This is a genomic window from Microbacterium sp. Leaf151 (genome assembly GCF_001424225.1).
Lineage (GTDB): Bacteria > Actinomycetota > Actinomycetes > Actinomycetales > Microbacteriaceae > Microbacterium.
In genome coordinates, this window is record NZ_LMOR01000003.1 from 553,466 (window position 1) to 570,574 (window position 17,109).

At 67.1% G+C, this 17,109-nt stretch carries 17 protein-coding genes; 7 read left to right on the top strand and 10 right to left on the bottom strand.

The features are described from left to right. Nucleotides 1-3: 3 nt before the first annotated feature. The 3 genes from ASF76_RS10075 to ASF76_RS10085 all read left to right on the top strand — a co-directional run bounded on the left by ASF76_RS10075 (nt 4) and on the right by ASF76_RS10085 (nt 4,396). Complete coding sequence (locus tag ASF76_RS10075; protein ID WP_156459213.1) at nt 4-330, top strand: LPXTG cell wall anchor domain-containing protein; 327 nt, start codon at nt 4-6, stop codon at nt 328-330. 270 nt (nt 331-600) lie between these two features. Further along, a complete protein-coding gene (locus ASF76_RS10080) occupies nt 601-3,834 on the top strand; it encodes a ricin-type beta-trefoil lectin domain protein (protein ID WP_082485010.1) in 3,234 nt (1,077 codons plus the stop codon). 211 nt (nt 3,835-4,045) lie between these two features. Continuing rightward, a complete protein-coding gene (locus tag ASF76_RS10085) occupies nt 4,046-4,396 on the top strand; it encodes an L-rhamnose mutarotase (RefSeq protein WP_235561282.1) in 351 nt (116 codons plus the stop codon). Here ASF76_RS10085 and ASF76_RS10090 read toward each other — a convergent pair. The 5 genes from ASF76_RS10090 to ASF76_RS10110 form a co-directional block, all read right to left on the bottom strand. Continuing rightward, the gene (locus tag ASF76_RS10090) at nt 4,386-5,144 is read right to left on the bottom strand and encodes a FadR/GntR family transcriptional regulator (RefSeq protein ID WP_055956837.1); all 759 of its coding nucleotides are present in this window, start codon (nt 5,142-5,144) and stop codon (nt 4,386-4,388) included. The genes ASF76_RS10085 and ASF76_RS10090 overlap by 11 nt on opposite strands. A gap of 10 nt (nt 5,145-5,154) precedes the next feature. After that, complete coding sequence (locus ASF76_RS10095) at nt 5,155-6,318, bottom strand: mandelate racemase/muconate lactonizing enzyme family protein (protein ID WP_055956840.1); 1,164 nt, start codon at nt 6,316-6,318, stop codon at nt 5,155-5,157. Between the two features lie 31 nt (nt 6,319-6,349). Next, the gene (locus tag ASF76_RS10100; protein ID WP_082484980.1) at nt 6,350-7,240 is read right to left on the bottom strand and encodes a carbohydrate ABC transporter permease; all 891 of its coding nucleotides are present in this window, start codon (nt 7,238-7,240) and stop codon (nt 6,350-6,352) included. Further along, complete coding sequence (locus ASF76_RS10105) at nt 7,227-8,102, bottom strand: carbohydrate ABC transporter permease (RefSeq protein ID WP_156459214.1); 876 nt, start codon at nt 8,100-8,102, stop codon at nt 7,227-7,229. Before ASF76_RS10105 ends, ASF76_RS10100 begins: the two co-directional genes overlap by 14 nt. Before the next feature lie 78 nt (nt 8,103-8,180). Continuing rightward, nucleotides 8,181-9,551 (bottom strand): ABC transporter substrate-binding protein, encoded by a 1,371-nt coding sequence (locus ASF76_RS10110; protein WP_055956847.1) that lies wholly within the window; start codon nt 9,549-9,551, stop codon nt 8,181-8,183. A gap of 61 nt (nt 9,552-9,612) precedes the next feature. On the opposite strand from ASF76_RS10110, the gene ASF76_RS17355 reads away from it, so the two are divergent. Continuing rightward, the gene (locus tag ASF76_RS17355; RefSeq protein ID WP_055956850.1) at nt 9,613-9,894 is read left to right on the top strand and encodes a hypothetical protein; all 282 of its coding nucleotides are present in this window, start codon (nt 9,613-9,615) and stop codon (nt 9,892-9,894) included. Here ASF76_RS17355 and ASF76_RS10120 read toward each other — a convergent pair. From ASF76_RS10120 to ASF76_RS10140, 5 genes are all read right to left on the bottom strand, one after another. Next, the gene (locus ASF76_RS10120; protein WP_055956854.1) at nt 9,854-10,282 is read right to left on the bottom strand and encodes a VOC family protein; all 429 of its coding nucleotides are present in this window, start codon (nt 10,280-10,282) and stop codon (nt 9,854-9,856) included. The two genes, ASF76_RS17355 and ASF76_RS10120, sit on opposite strands and share 41 nt — an antisense overlap. Nucleotides 10,283-10,339: 57 nt before the next feature. Next, nucleotides 10,340-11,635, bottom strand: coding sequence for an ABC transporter permease (locus tag ASF76_RS10125; RefSeq protein ID WP_055956857.1), 1,296 nt, complete (start codon nt 11,633-11,635; stop codon nt 10,340-10,342). Beyond that, nucleotides 11,635-12,501 (bottom strand): ABC transporter ATP-binding protein, encoded by an 867-nt coding sequence (locus tag ASF76_RS10130; protein WP_082484981.1) that lies wholly within the window; start codon nt 12,499-12,501, stop codon nt 11,635-11,637. The genes ASF76_RS10125 and ASF76_RS10130 overlap by 1 nt, the downstream gene beginning before the upstream one ends. After that, nucleotides 12,498-13,592, bottom strand: coding sequence for a hypothetical protein (locus ASF76_RS10135; RefSeq protein WP_156459215.1), 1,095 nt, complete (start codon nt 13,590-13,592; stop codon nt 12,498-12,500). Before ASF76_RS10135 ends, ASF76_RS10130 begins: the two co-directional genes overlap by 4 nt. Nucleotides 13,593-13,812: 220 nt before the next feature. Then, nucleotides 13,813-15,303, bottom strand: a complete 1,491-nt coding sequence (locus ASF76_RS10140) for an amino acid permease (RefSeq protein WP_055956864.1) — start codon at nt 15,301-15,303, stop codon at nt 13,813-13,815. A 167-nt stretch (nt 15,304-15,470) separates the two neighbouring features. Between ASF76_RS10140 and ASF76_RS10145 the strand changes: the two genes are divergently transcribed. From ASF76_RS10145 to ASF76_RS10155, 3 genes are all read left to right on the top strand, one after another. After that, complete coding sequence (locus tag ASF76_RS10145; protein ID WP_055956868.1) at nt 15,471-15,818, top strand: histone-like nucleoid-structuring protein Lsr2; 348 nt, start codon at nt 15,471-15,473, stop codon at nt 15,816-15,818. Between the two features lie 28 nt (nt 15,819-15,846). Next, nucleotides 15,847-16,587: an acetolactate decarboxylase gene (locus tag ASF76_RS10150; RefSeq protein WP_055956873.1), complete on the top strand. Its 741-nt coding sequence runs from the start codon at nt 15,847-15,849 to the stop codon at nt 16,585-16,587. Nucleotides 16,588-16,682: 95 nt separating this feature from the next. Then, on the top strand, nt 16,683-17,021 hold the full coding sequence (locus ASF76_RS10155) for a histone-like nucleoid-structuring protein Lsr2 (protein WP_055956878.1): 339 nt from the start codon (nt 16,683-16,685) through the stop codon (nt 17,019-17,021). The last annotated feature ends 88 nt before the right edge of the window (nt 17,022-17,109 follow it).

Genomic DNA, 17,109 nt, shown 5'->3' on the forward strand with positions numbered 1-17,109 from the left:
ACGGTGCGAGCCACCTCGCGGACGACAGCGATGGTCGGTGTCATCCTGCTGGTTCCCGCTCTGCTCTGCGGGTCCGCGTCGATCGGTGCCGAGGATCGCCCGGATTCGGCCGCGATCAGCGTCACGGTGCGCATCTCACCTCAACCCGCGTCGAGTCCGCTGCCGCAGGACGACTGCACGATCATCTGCGGCATCGAGGCACTACCGCGGACGGGCGGGGCAGTGGCGAGCCTCCTTCTCGCGGCAGGCGGTGTCGCCCTCGCGGGAGGGGTCGTCCTGCGACGCCGTTCTCGGCGCCGTGCACGCCTCGAGTCGTCGAGAGGCTCGTGATGGCGGGGCGGGGAGCCTCAGGGCGATCCAGGGTCGTGTGCGTCGATCCGGCATGATCCGCGTCGGGTTCGTTCGGCGGACTCACGCCGCGACCGACTCGATAGGCACCCGCGATATCCGACCTCTCGGCATGCGAGATGGCGTTCGCGGCCCCGGAGACGCGGTCTTGAACGGAATGAAACCGTATTGGTAGGATGTCATAGGTATGCCTGCTGCAATGGCGGGTGTAGTGGTCTGAGGAGATCAACGATGCTCAACGATGAGACGTTCATGAGTACTTTTCGGTGGCGGGCGCTGATTGCGGGGCTCGCGGCGATCACTGTGTCGCTCGCCGGGGTGGTGTGGGCTCAGCCCGCCCCTGCCAACGCCGCAGCGGCGATAACGTTCACGGTGGATCCTCAAGGCGATGACTCCGCCGACGGCTCGTCGGCGTCACCCTTCAAGACCCTGGAAAGGGCACGGGATGCCGTGCGCGCCGTCAACGACGACATGACGGGCGACATCCGCGTCCTCCTCCGAGGTGGTACCTACCCCATCACGCAGACCATCGACTTCACGGTGGAGGATTCCGGCACCAACGGGCACCGCGTGATCTACGCCGCCGCCGAGGGGGAGCGCCCCGTGCTGGAAGCCGGAACCGCGGTGTCGGGGTGGACGCGGCACGATGGCGACGTGTGGAAGGCGCCTCTCGCCCGGGACAGCAAGCTCCGGTCGCTCTACGTCGATGGGCGGCGTGCCACGATGGCGAGCACCACGGTGTCGTCGCGGGGATGCGTCGGGACATACTCCATCACAGCCGGTCAGGCTCCCTGGGCATGGGAGTCGGGTACCGAATGCGATGGCATCGCGTATGACGCGGGGTCCGTTCCCGCCATCACTCGCAACGTGAATGACGTGGAGATCACCAGCGCGACGACCTGGACGACGGCCCTGGTCGGTGTGCGCGCGGTCGACACCATCTCGGGAGGAAACCAACGTCTGCTGCGACTGCAACAACCGGGTGCGGCGATCGCGATGGGGGCGATGTACGGGCCCTTCGCCACGGGGGGCACGCACACGATCAGCAATGCCTACGAGTTCCTCGACGCCGCGGGCGAGTTCTACTTCGACCGTGCCGCTCAGACCGTCTTCTACAAGGCCGCGTCCGGTGTGGACATGGCGAAGACTCCGGTGGTGGCGCCCAACAAGCTCGAGACCGTTCTCGATATCGCCGGAAACTCGACTTCAGATCGCATCCAGAACCTCAGCTTCGAGGGTCTGACGGTCGAACACACCGACTGGAACCTCGCGACGGTCGACGGTTCGATGGTCAAGCAGGCGACGCAGTCCAACCTGTCGAACGTGGCCTATGCCAAGAGCAATTGGCACCAGTACGAGTACCGAAATGTCGATCTTGCTCCGGCAGCCATCGAGGTGTCCAGTGCAAGCGGGCTCTCGTTCACGCGCAACAGCGTGAACCGCGCCGGTGCCGACGGCCTCAGCCTGATGAACGACGTCGTCGACAGCGACGTCACGGGGAACTCGACGAGCGACATCGGCGGAACGGCGATCAGCATCGGCCACCCCCAGCATGTCTACATCGGCGACGGCACGCCCACGAACGGGGAGGAGTACATGCCCGGCGTGGAGGGTGCGCCCACCGACATCCGGGTCACCAACAACTACCTCTACGACACCGGCACCCTTTTCGCGGGATCGCCCGTCGTCGCGGCCTATTTCTTGGACGGGCTCGTCTTCGAACACAACCGTGTAGAGAAGACGACCTGGAACGGAATCTCGTTGGGCTGGGGCTGGAAGGACTTCGACGGCGACGCGAACTCGGTCCGCCCCGGAGTACCGACCACCGTCGCGCGCGACAACTCCGTTCGATACAACGCGTTCTACGACACCATGGGCGCACTCGCTGACTCCGCTCCCATCTACACGCTCGGGTCGCAGCCGGGCACCGAGCTGTCGAACAACTACATCCAGGGCGTACGCGCGGGTCACACCTACGGCCTGCACCCTGACGAGGGATCCGCCTCACTCCGATGGGACAAGAACGTCCTGAACATCTCCGAGGGTGTGCTGTGGGCCTTGAACTCGGGGGTGTGGGGTCGGCAGAACAACCTGACGATCACCAACACCTGGTCGCCCAACAACAAGATCTACGAGGCCGTCGTTCCCCAGAGTCGTATCGACAACCTGCTGGTGTTCCCCGACAAGATCTGGCCGCGTGAGGCGTACGACGTCGCCCTCGGTTCCGGTCTGCAGCCGGAGTACTGGGACCTCCTGGCACCACCGGTGCTGTCGTCGGCCGATCAGGTGTTGCCGACGAGCGTGCGCGTGGAGAGCGGCAGCGCATCGATCCCGATCAGGCGCTCGGCTGACCCGACCCGCTCGGTCTGGATCGCACCGGAGGGGACGTCGTCGTTCGTGCCTGGAGCGACGATCACGACGGCGTCCGGTTCGGCGGAGTCCATCGCCGTTCCTGCGACCCCGGGCAAGTACCGTCTGTTCACCCTCGACTCGGCAGGCGCGGCGTCGTCCCCCTCGACGGGCGTCATCTGGCGTACCGATGCCGCACCGACCAACGCGAAGATCACCGAAACCCGAGCGGGCCGGTGCATCGACGTCGGCGGTTCGGGTTCGCGCGGCGCGCTTGCGAATTGCGACGGCGGAGCCGACCAGTCATTCACCTACACGGCGGAGCGTGAGCTGCGCGTGCTCGACAAATGCCTCGCAGCGGAGGGCGGCAACCGCGCGCTCGAGACCCCGCTTGCGGCGCAGGACTGCACGGGATCGCCCGACCAGAAATGGGAGATCATCAGCAACGGCAATCTCGTCGGAGTCGGGTCGGGCCTGTGCGCCGACGGCCTGGGCGGCGGCAACAGCGTGGGAACGAGGATCGGCTTGTGGACCTGCACCGACGCCGTCAACCAGGTGTGGCGAATCATCAGCCCGCCCGTCACCACCGCCCCCGCAGCACCGACGGCCGTCAGCGCGGTGTCCGACGGAGATGACGTTCTCGTCTCGTGGACTGCCCCCTCGTCGAACGGGGGAAGTGCCGTGCTCGAGTACCGCGTGTACGCCACGGGCGGTGCCGCGCCCGTCGCCGTCGCGGCAGCCGGGGCTGCGCAGGTGCGTGTGACGGGGATCGCGCCGGGAACGAGGGCCGCCTACGTCGTGTCGGCCGTCAATGTTGTCGGCGAGGGTGCTCGATCGACAGCGAGCGCATTCGTCACCACCCCGGCATTCACCGTCAAGGCGGAGTCGCGGTGCGTGGGAGGGAAGGCGTACGTCCTGATGTCCCTCCGCAACAACGGGCAGGCTCCGCTCGATGCGACGTTGGCCTCGCCCTACGGCGAGAAGTCGTTCGCGCAGGTCACCACGAACAAGACGGTCACCGCGACGGTGAACAGCCGAACGGCGGTCCTGCCGTCGGGGCAGATCACCGCCACAGTGGAGGCGGGCGGCAGTTCGCGGACGCGGACGGCCCCGTACGCCGCAGTGCAGTGCCGATGAGGTTCGCAATCGTGGCGTGAGGATCGGCCGCGGGAACGTGGCCGATTCACCGCCCGCGCATGCTCCGGGTCGACGACGCTCCCGTCTGGACACTCCGTCCCGGACGGGAGCGTCGGACGTCGATCCGCGGCGAGGAGGCCCCGCCGGTTTCGACGACCACGGCGGGAGAACGACCGATAATCGTACGTGCTTCACAGGAGGAGGAAAGACGATGTCCGAGATGTCCACGGTGCGTCGAGCGGGTGCTGTCATCGGTCTCCGCGGGTCCGCAATCGCCGAGTACGAGCGGTACCACCGCGAGGTGTGGCCCGACGTGCTCGCGGCGATATCCGCCGCCGGCATCCGCACCTATTCGATCTATCGGTACGGGACGCTGCTGTTCTCGTATTGGGAGTACGAGGGCACGGACTACGAGGGCGACCTCGCCGCACTCGACCTGATACCCGCCTGCATCGAATGGAACGCCCTGATGGCGACGCTCCAGGCACCCGTCGATGGCGCCGAGCAGGCCCGGTGGCTTCCGCTACCCGAGGTGTTCCACCTCGATGGCCTCAGGGACTGAGGTGGTGGTCTCCGTCGAGGGGGCGGCGGCGGCGCCACGAACCCAGGATGTGCTCCTCCATCGCGACGCGGGCTGCACGGGCGTCGCGAGCGTGGATGGCTGCGAAGACGCGTTCGTGTTCGTCCAGTGTGCGCTTCAATCCATCCGCGGGGATGTTTCCCTCCCACCGGGCTGATTGCAGTGGTCGGACGAAGAACGAGCGCGCGATTATCCCTGCGATCCGGTTCTTGCTGGCGACCATGGTGGCGAAGTGGAACTGCTTGTCGGCTTCCAGGAAGGCGACGCTATCGCCTTGCAGACGTCGCATGTCCTTCAGGTGCTCTTCGATCGTGAGGAGCGCCTCAGCGCTTCCGTTCGCGGCCACCTCACTCGCCATCACGCCCTCCAGCGCCGCACGCACCACGCTCACTTCGTCGAGCACGCCGAGCGAGGCATCATGTCGCACGAGAGCATCGAAGACGTCCGGGTCCAACACATTCCAGTCGCTGAAGTGGCGCACCTGCGTTCCGCGCCCTTGCGTGACCAGGATGAGTCCCTTCTCCTGGATCCGCTTGATGCACTCTCGGATGACCGTCCGACTCACGCCGAACTCGTCGCACAATGCTTGTTCCGGAGGGAGGAACTCGCCGATAGCGACGGTTCCGGTGACGATCATCTCGACGAGCTCTTCGAGAACGCGAACGCCGATGCGATCGATATGTCCCCTCTTCGGGCGCAACACATGCTCATCGAACGAGGCGGAAGGCATAGGGTGCATGCTACTCCGGGGAAACGGTCCGGGACGGGAGGCGCACACTCAACTCGAGGCCCGCTCGGCTGCTGCGCACGTGCGGTCCGGTGGCGCCGCCCCACACGTAATCGGCGGCACCGTGTCCGACTCCGGCATCGACCACGACGCCGGCGCCGGGGAGATCGCCGAGGACGAGTCCACCGTCGGCGACCTCGTAGTCGAGGCGGATGCCAGCGGGCATGCGCGGCGTCGTGACCTCGGTCATGAGGTGGTTGGGGATGGCGGTGGCCACACTCGAGACCGCCGGGTTGGATCCCATGCCGATCGGGCTGACGACGAGGTCGCGCGCATGAGCGGCGATGGCGACGCGAAGACCGTGCGTCACACCCCAGACCGCGGACGACTGCACGATGTCGACCGCCTGGGCGTCGAAGAGCTGTTGATACTGCTCCAGTCCTGTCAGGTTCTCTCCGGTGGCGACGGCAGGCGCGACGCTGTCGCGGAGCCGGCGGAGTCCTTGCGCATCCCACCGTCGCAGTGGTTCCTCGATCCAGGCCAGCTCCACCGTCTCTTCGAGGTGGCGGATGTAGCGAACGGCTTGAGTCAGATTCCAGGACTCATTGGCATCCAGCATGACCAACGGTTCGTCGGTCGCGCGGCCGAGGACGTCGCGTACCAGCGCCAGTCGCTCGGAATCGTGCTGCACGTCCCGACCGCCCTTGAGCTTGGCGGCGGTGAATCCCCGATCGCTCATGGTGCGGTAGTAGGCGCCGAGTGCGTCCGAATCGAGGGCGATGTCGAGCCCCGATGCGTAACCGGGGACGAACCGATCGCGCCCGCCCAGGAGACGCCACAGAGGCTGCCCCGCCGACTTCGCCTTGATGTCCCAGAAGGCGGTGTCGAGGGCGCCGATCCCACCGAAGGTCGCACCCCCGTGGCCGTTCTTGAACATTCGAGAGATCATCCGGTCGTACAGCGCCGAGGTGGCTCGAGGATCCTCTCCCTCGACCGCCTCGAACAGCTGGGGGATACCGTCGTGCATCCCCATCCCCACCCCCTCGATCCCCTCGTCGGTCTCGACGATCACGATGGGGAGGGCAGTGATGCCCGAGGCGATGAAGCCGTTCACGTCGCCGACGGGGCGGCCCCAATCGACGGTGGTGTTGATCAGCCGGTAGCCGGTGATCTTCATAGCTGGACCTTTCTGACCCCGGGTGCCGGGGTCATTCCTTCGTTCCGCCCGCGGTCATTCCCTCGACGAGGAATCTCTGCGAGAAGAGGAAGACGATCAGGATGGGCGCGACCGAGACGAGAGTGGCCAGCGCCATCACGGGCAGATCGAGCGTCACCGATGCGGCCGAGGTCGGGTTGAAGAGGGGAACGTTCGACAGCAGTTCGGCCAGACCCACCTGGATGGGCGCCTTACGGCCGGGCTCCATCACGAACGGCAGGAAGTAGTTGTTCCAGTTGCCGACGAGGTTGAAAAAGCCCACCAGCGCGATCACGGGGGTGGCCAGGGGCAGCGCCACCGAGCGGAACACCCGCAGCTCGCTCGCGCCGTCGATGCGAGCGGCGTTGAGCAGGTCTTTCGAGACGCTCGTCGTGAAGTAGATGTACGTCAGATACACCCCGAACGGGAAGAAGGAGAAGGGCAAGATGACGGCCCATGGTGTGCCCACCAGCTTCAGCGCGCTCATCTCGAGGAAGACCGGCAGGACGAGTGCGGTGTTCGGGATGAGCATGACGACGAGCGTCACGACGAGCAGGAGTCCGCGGCCCCGGAACTTCGTCATGGCCAGGGCGTAGCCCGCGGGGATGGTCACGAGCAGAGTGAGAACCAGGGCGACGCCGGTATACAACACCGCATTGCCGGTCCACTGCCAGATGATGCCGTTCTGGAACTCGGAGAGCCGCGCCCAGTTTTCGGCGATCGTCGCGAACGACCCGAAGCTGAAGGGCGGTTGGCCGGTCAGCTCGGTCGACGACTTGGACGGCGCCAGCAGCAACCACACGACCGGAAGGCCGAAGACGAGGACGAAGAACAGGATGATCACGGCGACCAATGACCGGCCGAGGAAGGCGGCCGGGGTCAGCACGCGCTTAGTCGCGTTCAAAGAGTCCCCCTCGGAAGACGAAGAAGGCGGCAAGGCCCGCGGCGACGACCAGCAGAAGCAGCGAGATCGCCGCGGAGCCGTTGAAGTCGTTCTGCCGGAAGGCGTAGAGGTAGGCCACCTGGTTGAGCGAGTAGTCCAGACCGACGACGCCCTTGCTCGCCTGCGAGAGCACCCGCGGTTCGACGAAAAGCTGGGTACCGGCGGCGAGCGATATGACGGCCATGTACGAGATCCACTTGCGCAGCAGCGGGATCTGGATGTACCAGGCTGTGGCGATCGGGCCCGCACCGTCGATGCGGGCGGCCTCCATGACCTCGACGCTGATGTTGTTCAGCGCGCCGTACATGATGACGATCCAGCCACCGGCTCCCGCCCAGAAGGCGATGACGGTGAAAACGACGGGCAGATTTCCCTCGTTGCCGACGACGTCGACGAAGGTGTTGAAGCCGAGCGCCCTCAGGAGACCGCTCACAGGGCTCACTGTCGGGTCGAGCATGAACAGCCAGAGCAGCACGCTGGAGGCGCCGGCGAGTGCGCCGGGGATGTAGAAGATGAAACGTGCCGTGGATGAGAGCCACCGCACACGGATCGCATGGACGATGACGGCGAGGATGACGACGATGACCACCAAGGTGGTCAGCCAGATCGCCACGAAGGCCCCGACGTGTCCCACAGCGGGCAGAAAGCGGAAATCGGTGACGACGCGCTGGAAGTTCTCGAACCAGACGAAGGCACCGTCGCGGGTGAAGGCGAGAAAGGCGGCGTACAGCGTCGGGATGACGCCGAACGCCAGCAGCAGCACGACGTAGCCACCGACCATGAGGTAGGCGAACGTCGACTGCGCTTTTCGGAGGGAGAGCATGGTCACTTCCGTTCGGGGGAAGAGCTGGCCGCAGCGGTGAAGAAAGCTGCGGCCAGCTCAGGGGAGGGGGCGGAGCGGCTATTCGGCGACCGTGTAGCCCTGCACCTGCGCCTGATTGTCCATCTCGGTCTTCCAGGCGTCGCTCACGCTGGCGACGGTGTCGCCTGCGGTGATGGCAGGCAGCACGACCTTGGAGTAGGCGGCCTCGACGCTGAAGCCGGGGTAGCCCCAGTCCTGCCACACCGAACTCGCGGCGGCGGAGATGTTGCCGGTGAAGTCGCCGGTGTAGAAGTTGGATGCCGCCTGCTCGGCCAGCCAGGAGTCCGCTGCCGACTGGTACGCGGGCAGACCCGACGCCAGTGTCACGGCGTCGTCGGAGCTGGTGACGAACTCGAGGAACGTCTTGACCGCGTCGAGGTTCTTCGAGTGGCTCGAGGCGTACCAGACGCCGCCGCCGACGTTGCCGGTGACCTTGTCTCCATCCGACCAGGTCAAGGGAGCCCCCACACCGATCGTGCCCGCGGAGTAGCCGAGGCTCTCGGGATTTTCGAACAGCGCTCCGGAGTACCAGGCCGGACCCGGGATGCCGAGCATCTTGTCCTTGTACTTCGCGACGAAGTCGGTGCCGAAGACGCTGTCCGTGACGAGCGTGCCATTACCGAGCATGTGGTCGATCAGTTCGGTGACCTTCTCGGAGTTCGGGTCGGAGAAGTTCGAGCTGAAGGTGTCGCCGTCGACCTGGAAGATGGGCGCTTCGCCACCCCAGTAGTAGACGTAGGGAGCCTGGAACGAGTCGCCCACCGAGCCGAGAATGTAGCCCGGGTGCTCGGCAGCGACCTTGTCGCTGAGTTCCTTGTACTGCTCCCAGGTCGTGGGCACGTCGTATCCGAACTGGTCGAACAGCGCCTGGTTGTACCAGAACACGACGGGGGCGAGGTCGTTGCGGAGGCCGTAGACGGTGTCGTCCACGGTCATGGGGGTGAGTGCGCCGTCGGTGAAGCCGTCGAGGAAGCTCTGATCGAAGAAGCCCTTGTTGAGGGGAGCGGCGAACGCCTGGACGCCGTTGTTCTCCTTGGATGCCCACGAGGTGTCGTTCTGCTGCGTGGAGAAGACCACGTCGGGCCAGCCCTCGCCCGACTGATCGAACAGCGCCACCTTCTGCTGGAACGAGCCCGAGCCGCCGGCGCCACCGTCATAGGTTTCGATGTTCAGCGGGACGTCGGGGTTGGCCGTCTCGAATGCCTGCGCGAGAGGCTCACGCGAGGAGTCCACCCACACGGTGATGGCGCCGGAGGTATCTTGATCGGCGGCGGTGAAGCCGTATGCGCTGTCCGCGTCGCCTCCGCCGGTCGCTCCGGGGCTGCACGCGCTGAGCGCGAGAGCCGACACGACGGCGAGGCCACCGGCCAGGGTGAGACGGCGACGGGCGCCGGGGAAGTGCTGCGGCATTGCTGAACTCCTGTCTTCTTCGACGAGGTCGGGTGACCGGTGTCAAATATAGCTCATACGTATGAGGTTTACCTCGACCGCTCCGTACGAGGTCGTCCGCGGCATCGCCCGGATGGGCGCTCTCCTGCTCGGCCGCCGGACGTACGACGTCCTCGCGGGGTATCGGCCGCACCACACGACCGGCGTCGACGGTGAGATCGGAACCCGTCTCGACGCGATCCCGAACTACGTCGTGTCGCAGCAGCGTCTGACGGCCCGCGGCGCCCCCGGGGTGGGCCGGGCCGCGGAGGTGCGAGCGCTGCTCAGATCCCTTCGGCCCACCCGCCGGGAGCGGCGATGTTGAACATCCACGCGACACCCCACGGGTCGGTCAGTTCACCGTAGAGGTCTCCCCACACCTGCTTCTCCAGGGGCTGGACGACCTTCGCGCCCTGCTCGACGAACCGATCGTAGAACCCCTGTACGCGATCGAGCTCGTCGCTCATGAAGGCGGCCTGCGCGCGACTGGTTCCCCAGCCTCCGGCGGGCTCCTGGAACGCGTCCGCGCCCATGACGGTGAACCCGTCGGCACGGAGTTCGGAATGCATGACGCCGTCGGCGGGGGCGTCCGTCATACCGAAGTCGGCGAAGGTGCTGATGGTGAGTTCCCCTCCGAACACGGACTGGTACAACGTCATCGCTTCGCGCGCGGCGCCGGAGAACGAGAGGTACACGACGAGAGAAGTCGACACGGGGGCATCCTTCCAGCGGGGACGAATCGCCCTCACCCTAGACCCGGGCCCCTCGCGTCAATAGCGGATCGCGTCGATGACCTTCACACGCACCGCGACGAGCGCGGGAAGAAGACCCGCCAGAGCGCCGACGGCGGTCGCGGCGACGAGGCCGGTGATGGCGGCATCCGCGGGGAAGGGCGGGAAGTCGCTGATCATTCCCTGACCGATGAGGTCGCGTACCGCGGGGGACTGCACGACCAGGATCGAGACGATCACGCCCACCCCGCCCGCGACCACCGTGGCGACGACGCTCTCCATCATCACCGCGAAGAACACCCGGCTCGCCGTCGCACCGAAGCTCCGGCGGATCCCGATCTCGCGCACGCGCTGCTTCACCGTGACGAGGGCGATATTCACCAAACCCAGGGCGCCCAGCAGCAGTACCAGAACCGCGATGCCGGTGACGACGGTGCGGGTGACCGCGAACGGGTCGTCGCCGTACGTCGCCCAGTCCTGCCGGTTGATGTTGACCTCGACGCCGTCGCCGAGGGCTCCGGCGAGGTCGCGCGTGACGAGCGTGGTCAGCTGGTCGGACAGCTCGGTCGGCACCCACATCTCGTACTGCGTCTGGGGGGCGCCGCCGCCGTACGGATCGACGGGGGCTGCCGCACTCGCTCCGCGCTCGCCGGCGGCGGCGTCCTGCATCGCGGTCATGTGATCGATGAGCATGAACATCGACGGGGCTGTGTCCCACGTCGATGACGGGGTGACACCGACCACGACAGCGCGCACGCCGCCGGACGGGATTCCGGATGCCGAGTCCGGCACTCCCTGTCCGCCCAGTGCGACGACCGGGTGGCTCGACAGCGGCGGTCGGCCCATCCGGTCCCAGAAGATCTCGTTGACGATGACTTGCGGCGCGAGCTGCTGCGTGTCGAGGGCGGTGAACCACTCGCCCTCGCGCATCTGCACGCGATGCATCTCGCCGTACGGCTGGTCCACCGCCTGTGTGCCGACTTCCACGGTCCCGTCGGCGAAGGGCACGAGGTTCGTCGTGTTCTGCAGACGGCTCGCGTAGGTCACGTCGTAGCGCTCCACGACCGCGGCCCAGGCGGCATCCATCCGCTCGGGATCCAGCGGTTCGCCGCCGCTCGGGAACACGGAGACGACAAGCGTGGCGGGGCGGCCGGAGCTGCGCTCGCTGAGCTCCTGGTTCGCCTGCTGCACGATCGCCCCGAGGGCGACGACGGTGGTGAGCGAGCACACGGCGACGGCGACGCCCACGAGCGAGAGGAGAACACGGGTGCGATGAACCCGCACCTCCTGCCAGGCCTCCAACAGGGCGCCGACGAGGGCTGTCAGGGCGCGCATCAGGAGTCTGTCCGCTCGGTGCTCACGGGTGGCGCGTCGGAAGACGAGGTCGACTGATCGCGCAGACCGAGGCGCTCGAGGGTGGAGTCGGCGTCGGCGTCGGGGGAATCGGCGGCCCCGCTCCCCTCGGCATCCGGGGTCACCTGGCGCCTGTCGCGGCGCGTGAGCGGTTCGAGGCTCGGATCGTCGACGGGCGTGAGCACGCCGCGGTCGAGCCGGAAGTGGCGGCGCGCGCGCCGGGCGATCGTGGGGTCGTGCGTGATCGTCACCTGGGCAGCCCCGGTGCGGACGGCCACCTCGTCGATGAGCTCCATGACGCTCTGACCGGTGTCGAGGTCGAGGGCACCGGTGGGTTCGTCGGCGAGGATCAGCCGCGGGCCGCGGACGAGCGACCGGGCGATGGCGACCCGCTGCTGCTCGCCTCCGGACAGGCGGTCGGGCATGCTGCTGAGACGGTGCCCGAGACCTACGAGCTCGAGCATTTCGGCCGCGATCCTCTTGCGGCGCCAGAACGTGCGCCCCGTCGAGTACAGCAGCGGCATGGTGACGTTCTCAAGGGCTGTGCGCCCGGGGAGAAGGTTGAACTGCTGGAAGACGAAGCCGATGGCGGCACCGCGCAGACGGTCGCGCCTGGCCGCGGAGTACGCCTTCACCGGGCGATCGTCGAAGGTGATCTCGCCGCTCGTGGGCAGATCGAGCAGGCCGAGCATGTTCAGCAGCGTCGACTTGCCGGAGCCGGAGCGGCCCACGATCGACACGTGGTCGCCGGGCTCGATGGTCAGGTCGACCCCCGAGAGGATCGTCAGCGCGGGCTGGTCCGGCGGGATCACCGTGCGGGTGACCTCGCTCAGGGTGAGCAGACTCACGACGTGGGGGCCTGTTCGCAGTACATTCCGCCGTCGGGGTAGACGGTGCATCCGTCGTCGGGCACCGACATCGCGCCCGGGGCGAACTCCAGGATCTCGTCGCCCTCTGCGAGGCCCTCGGTGACCTGCACCTGCGTGCCGTCGGTGAGGCCGAGGGCGACGGCGCGCTCCTCGGTGGAGCCGTCTGCGGCCGTGACCCACACGGTGCCGCTCTGCGCCGCCCCACGCACGGCGGTCGTCGGGACGATCAGCACGTTCTCGGCTCGCCCGCCGGCGATCGTCATCTCGGCGGCGAGGCCGGCGAAGGCGGTGACATCGCCCGGGACCGAGCACGTGGCGGTCGTGCCGGACCCGGCGGCCCCGGTGGCCGTGCCGCCCCCGCCTGCGCTCCCGTCGACGGCGCCGGTGCCGGCGGTGTCGCCGCCGGTGCTGCCGGCCAGCGGTGTCGTGATGCGCAGGTTGCCGCACGTGAAGGCCGCGGGCCCGCCGGTGATCGTCACGGTCGCCTCGGTGGGGCGATCGAGCAGACGGTACTGCTGCGACGGCTCGAGCGTGCCCGTCACCGAGAAGGTGGGCGGTGCCACGGTGCCGGTGGTCGCGCCGATCGTGACGTCCTGGTTCGCGATCACCGAGAGCGAGCTGAGCGTGCCCGCAGCGGGGGCGGTGACCTCCACGTAGCGGAAGATCGCCGGCTTGGGTCTGCCCTCGGCATCCACGCTGTCGGCGGGGTCCCGCTCGATCGGCACCTTCACGTCGAAGACCACGTCGCCCTGCGCGACGGTGGCGCCCTGGGCCACGAAGATCTTGTTCACCGTGCCCGCGGCCGTCGACTTCATCGCGACGGCGGCGTCGGCCGAGACGGTGGCCTTGAGGACGACGTCGTTCGTGATGGTGCCCAGCGACGCAACCGTGCGCGGCTCGACGATCGCGCCCGTGGGCACGGCCGGCGAGGCGTCGACCGGGCGGTCGGGGAAGAACGCCAGCTTGACGAGTGCGGCCGCCACGAGGGCGACCAGAAGAATACGCAGAATCGGAAAGACCCACGTGCGTGCGATCCCCATGAAACCCCCCGGAACGGAAATCGTCGTCATCGAACGCCTTCCACCCTAGGGGGGAGGGCGCGACGTCCCAGAACGGGGTGGTCCCGCATCGTCTGTTCCGCGGCGTTTTTCGCCCGCGGGGACGGGGGTATGTCATCCGTTCCGGCGACCGGCGCGCCGCGGCGGGGAGGAGCCGGTGATGGTGCGGAACGACGGATGCCACGGCCCCGGCCGTAAGAGGCGGTGGGGTCGTGGCATCCGGTGTCCGTCGCTACTGCTTCGGGGGACCGACCACGCGCGGGGCGATGAATTCGCCCGTACCGACACGTGAGTGGCGGCGCGAGTACGCGAAGTAGATGGCGAAGCCGATGGCCAGCCAGATGAGGAAGCGCAGCCACGTCTCGACCGAGAGGTTGAGCATGAGGTAGGTGCAGATGAGGGCGGAGAGGATCGGCAGCACCGGGCTCCACGGCACGCGGAAGCCGCGCTTGAGGTCGGGGCGCTTGCGCCGCAGCACGAGCACGCCCACCGAGACCAGCACGAATGCCGAGAGGGTACCGATGTTGACCATCTCCTCGAGCACGCCGATGGGGGTGAAACCGGCCACGACCGCGACGATCGCGGTGACGAGGATCGAGATGACCCACGGGGTGCGAAGCCGCGGGTGCACCTTGGCGAGCGCCCCGGGCAGCAGCCGGTCGCGCGACATCGCGAAGATGATGCGGGTCGCGCCGATCATGAGGGTCAGAACCACCGTCGTCAGACCGGCGACGGCGCCGGCGGCGATGACCGTGGCCATCCAGGTCTGGCCGTGGAAGGCGAAGGCGTTCGCCAGAGCCGCCGAGGGGTTCAGCTCGCCGTACGGCACCATGCCGGTGACGACGATCGCGACGGCGCAGTAGAGGATCGTGCAGATGACGAGCGAGGCGATGATGCCGATCGGCAGGTCGCGCTGGGGGTTCTTGGTCTCTTCCGCAGTGGTCGCGACGACGTCGAAGCCGATGTAGGCGAAGAACACCAGCGCCGCGCCCGCGAGGATGCCGCCCACGCCGAACGTGGCGGGTTCGAGGCCCGACAGGAACTGCAGCAGCGGCTGGGTGAGACCGGATGCCGACTCGGTGGGGACCGATTCGGGCACGAACGGGGAGTAATTGGCCGGGTTGATGAACAGGATGCCGGCGATGATGACGAACAGGACGATGAACAGCTTCACGGCCACGAGCACGAGGTTGACGCGCAACGATTCCTTGATGCCGAGGGTCATCAGACCGCCGAGCACGAGCACGAGCAGGATCGCGGGGAGGTCGACCACGCCGCCGTACGAGATCGCCTCCGGCAGCACGATGCCGATCTGCTGCAGGAAGGTACCGAGGTAGGCGCTCCACCCCTGCGCGACGACGCTGGCGCCCAGGAACATCTCGAGGATGAGGTCCCATCCGATGATCCACGCGAACAGCTCGCCGAGCGAGGCGTACGAGAACGTGTACGCCGAGCCGGAAACGGGCACGGTCGAGGCGAATTCGGCGTAGCACATGGCGGCGAGACCGCACGCGATGGCCGCGATGATGAAGCTGATGACGACGGCGGGTCCGGCGACGTCGTGGGCGGCGCGGCCGGTCAACGTGAAGATCCCGGCGCCGATGACGACGCCGACGCCGAAGACGGTCAGGTCGACCGCGGTCAGGGACTTCTTGAGTCGGAACTCCGGTTCGTCGGTGTCTGCGATGGACTGCTCCACCGACTTGGTGCGGAAAAGGCTCACGCTGTGCTTCCTCTGTCTCAGGCGATGTCCAGGGAGCGGACACCACCCACGGAGGATAGTCCCATCCGTGCCCGCTGACTATCCGTGCGCGGACGGGCGGCGTGCATGATGACACGGAATTGCGATGTGAGGTAAATCAATTCTCGCGGGTGTAATCTTTACGCATTATGGCTATGAAGCACATCACGCACCTCGTCGATGACCTCGACGGTACCGTCCTCGAAGACGGACAGGGAAAGCAGCTCACTTTTTCGGTTGAGGGTCGAGCGTATGAGATCGACCTTTCCGACCGCAATGCCGACAAATTCTATTCGGCGATCGCCCCCTTCGTGGATGCCGCACGCTCGGTCTCGCGTGGCAACACCGCGGCGCGTCGCGGGCGTCCGGCCCGCCGGTCGAACGACGTGGACCTCGGCGCCGTGCGCGAGTGGGCGCGCGCCAACGGGCACACCGTGAGCGACCGCGGCCGCGTGCCCGCGACGATCCTCGACGCCTACACCGAAGCGACGTCCTGATCGTTCGTCGAGGCGGCGGAGCGCAGGCATGACTGCGCAGTTGGCACCTGGTGCGGTGACGCAATTCGCCGTCCTCGACGCACTCCTCGCCGGCGTGTACTCGCAGGGCGCGTCGGTCGATGTCGTGCGAGCGGCGGGCGATACCGGAGTGGGGTGCTGCGAGGGGCTGGGTGGCGAGGTCGTCATCCTCGACGGCGAGCTCTACGAGTGCACCTCCGACGCGCCCCCGCGGGTGATGACGGACGACGAATTCCTGCCGTTCGTCGACGTCTGCTCCCTGGGTGAGTCCACCGGGTCCGCCTTCGTCGACCTCGATCTCACGGGCCTGGAGTCGGCGGTGGCGGATCGGCTGCTGAGCAGGAACCTCTTCCATGCGGTGCGGGTCGACGGTGTCTTCGCGCACGTCCTCACCCGCGTCACGCGCCGACAGGAGCCGCCGTTCCGCCCCCTCGCCGAGGTCGCGGCGGAACAGATCGAGACCACCACGCGTGAATGCACGGGCACTCTCGTGGGTTTCTGGATGCCGCGTATCTATCAGGGCATCACGGTGGCGGGCCTGCACCTGCATTTCCTCAGCGAGGATCGGTCGGTCGGGGGGCATGTGCTGGACGCGCGCGTGCGTGAGGGGCGACTGCGTATGTCGGCGTACGCCGACTTCAGCCTGCGGCTTCCCCGCGACGGACAATTCCTCTCGACCGAGCTCACCCATGACGACGATCATCGAATCGTCGCCGTCGAGAGTCGCGGGGTCTCGTCTTCCACTTCGTGAAAGACGCGACCATTGGTCGCAATTGGGGCGAACATGCGGGTGAATTCGCATTGCATTCGCCGAAACGGCGCAGCTCGGCGGTTTAGGGTCGGCGCATGGCGAAAAAGCACATTACCCAGGTGATCGATGATCTCGACGGCTCCGTGATCGACGACGGTACGACCGTGCAGTTCTCTTTCGAGGGACGCGCATACGAGATCGATCTGTCGGTACACAATGCCGAGAAGATGCGCGATGCGCTCCGGCCCTACATTTCCGCGGGTCGCGCGGCGAATTCCCTCCACTCCGCGCCGCGACGAACTCCCCGCGGTCGGGCCATCCCCACGAGAGACCTCGCCGACGTGCGCTCCTGGGCCGCGAAGAACGGCCACCCGGTCAACACGCGTGGACGCATCTCCTCATCGGTCCTCGACGCGTACGACGCCGCTCACTGACACCTGCCGACAGAACCGGATGCCACGAACTCGTGGCATCCGGTTCTTGTTGCGCCGCGCGGCGGGTGCGACCCGTCGACTCAGGGTC

Bases quoted from the DNA above. Each gene is read 5' to 3' on its own strand.
- ASF76_RS10125 (WP_055956857.1), bottom strand. From the start codon at position 11,635: ATGCGCGCCCTGACAGCCCTCGTCGGCGCCCTGTTGGAGGCCTGGCAG.
- ASF76_RS10110 (WP_055956847.1), bottom strand. From the start codon at position 9,551: ATGCCGCAGCACTTCCCCGGCGCCCGTCGCCGTCTCACCCTGGCCGGT.
- ASF76_RS10155 (WP_055956878.1), top strand. From the start codon at position 16,683: ATGGCGAAAAAGCACATTACCCAGGTGATCGATGATCTCGACGGCTCC.
- ASF76_RS10105 (WP_156459214.1), bottom strand. From the start codon at position 8,102: ATGCTCTCCCTCCGAAAAGCGCAGTCGACGTTCGCCTACCTCATGGTC.
- ASF76_RS10095 (WP_055956840.1), bottom strand. From the start codon at position 6,318: ATGAAGATCACCGGCTACCGGCTGATCAACACCACCGTCGATTGGGGC.
- ASF76_RS10145 (WP_055956868.1), top strand. From the start codon at position 15,471: ATGGCTATGAAGCACATCACGCACCTCGTCGATGACCTCGACGGTACC.
- ASF76_RS10135 (WP_156459215.1), bottom strand. From the start codon at position 13,592: ATGACGACGATTTCCGTTCCGGGGGGTTTCATGGGGATCGCACGCACG.
- ASF76_RS10080 (WP_082485010.1), top strand. From the start codon at position 601: ATGAGTACTTTTCGGTGGCGGGCGCTGATTGCGGGGCTCGCGGCGATC.
- ASF76_RS10085 (WP_235561282.1), top strand. From the start codon at position 4,046: ATGTCCGAGATGTCCACGGTGCGTCGAGCGGGTGCTGTCATCGGTCTC.
- ASF76_RS10090 (WP_055956837.1), bottom strand. From the start codon at position 5,144: ATGCCTTCCGCCTCGTTCGATGAGCATGTGTTGCGCCCGAAGAGGGGA.
- ASF76_RS17355 (WP_055956850.1), top strand. From the start codon at position 9,613: ATGAGGTTTACCTCGACCGCTCCGTACGAGGTCGTCCGCGGCATCGCC.
- ASF76_RS10150 (WP_055956873.1), top strand. From the start codon at position 15,847: ATGACTGCGCAGTTGGCACCTGGTGCGGTGACGCAATTCGCCGTCCTC.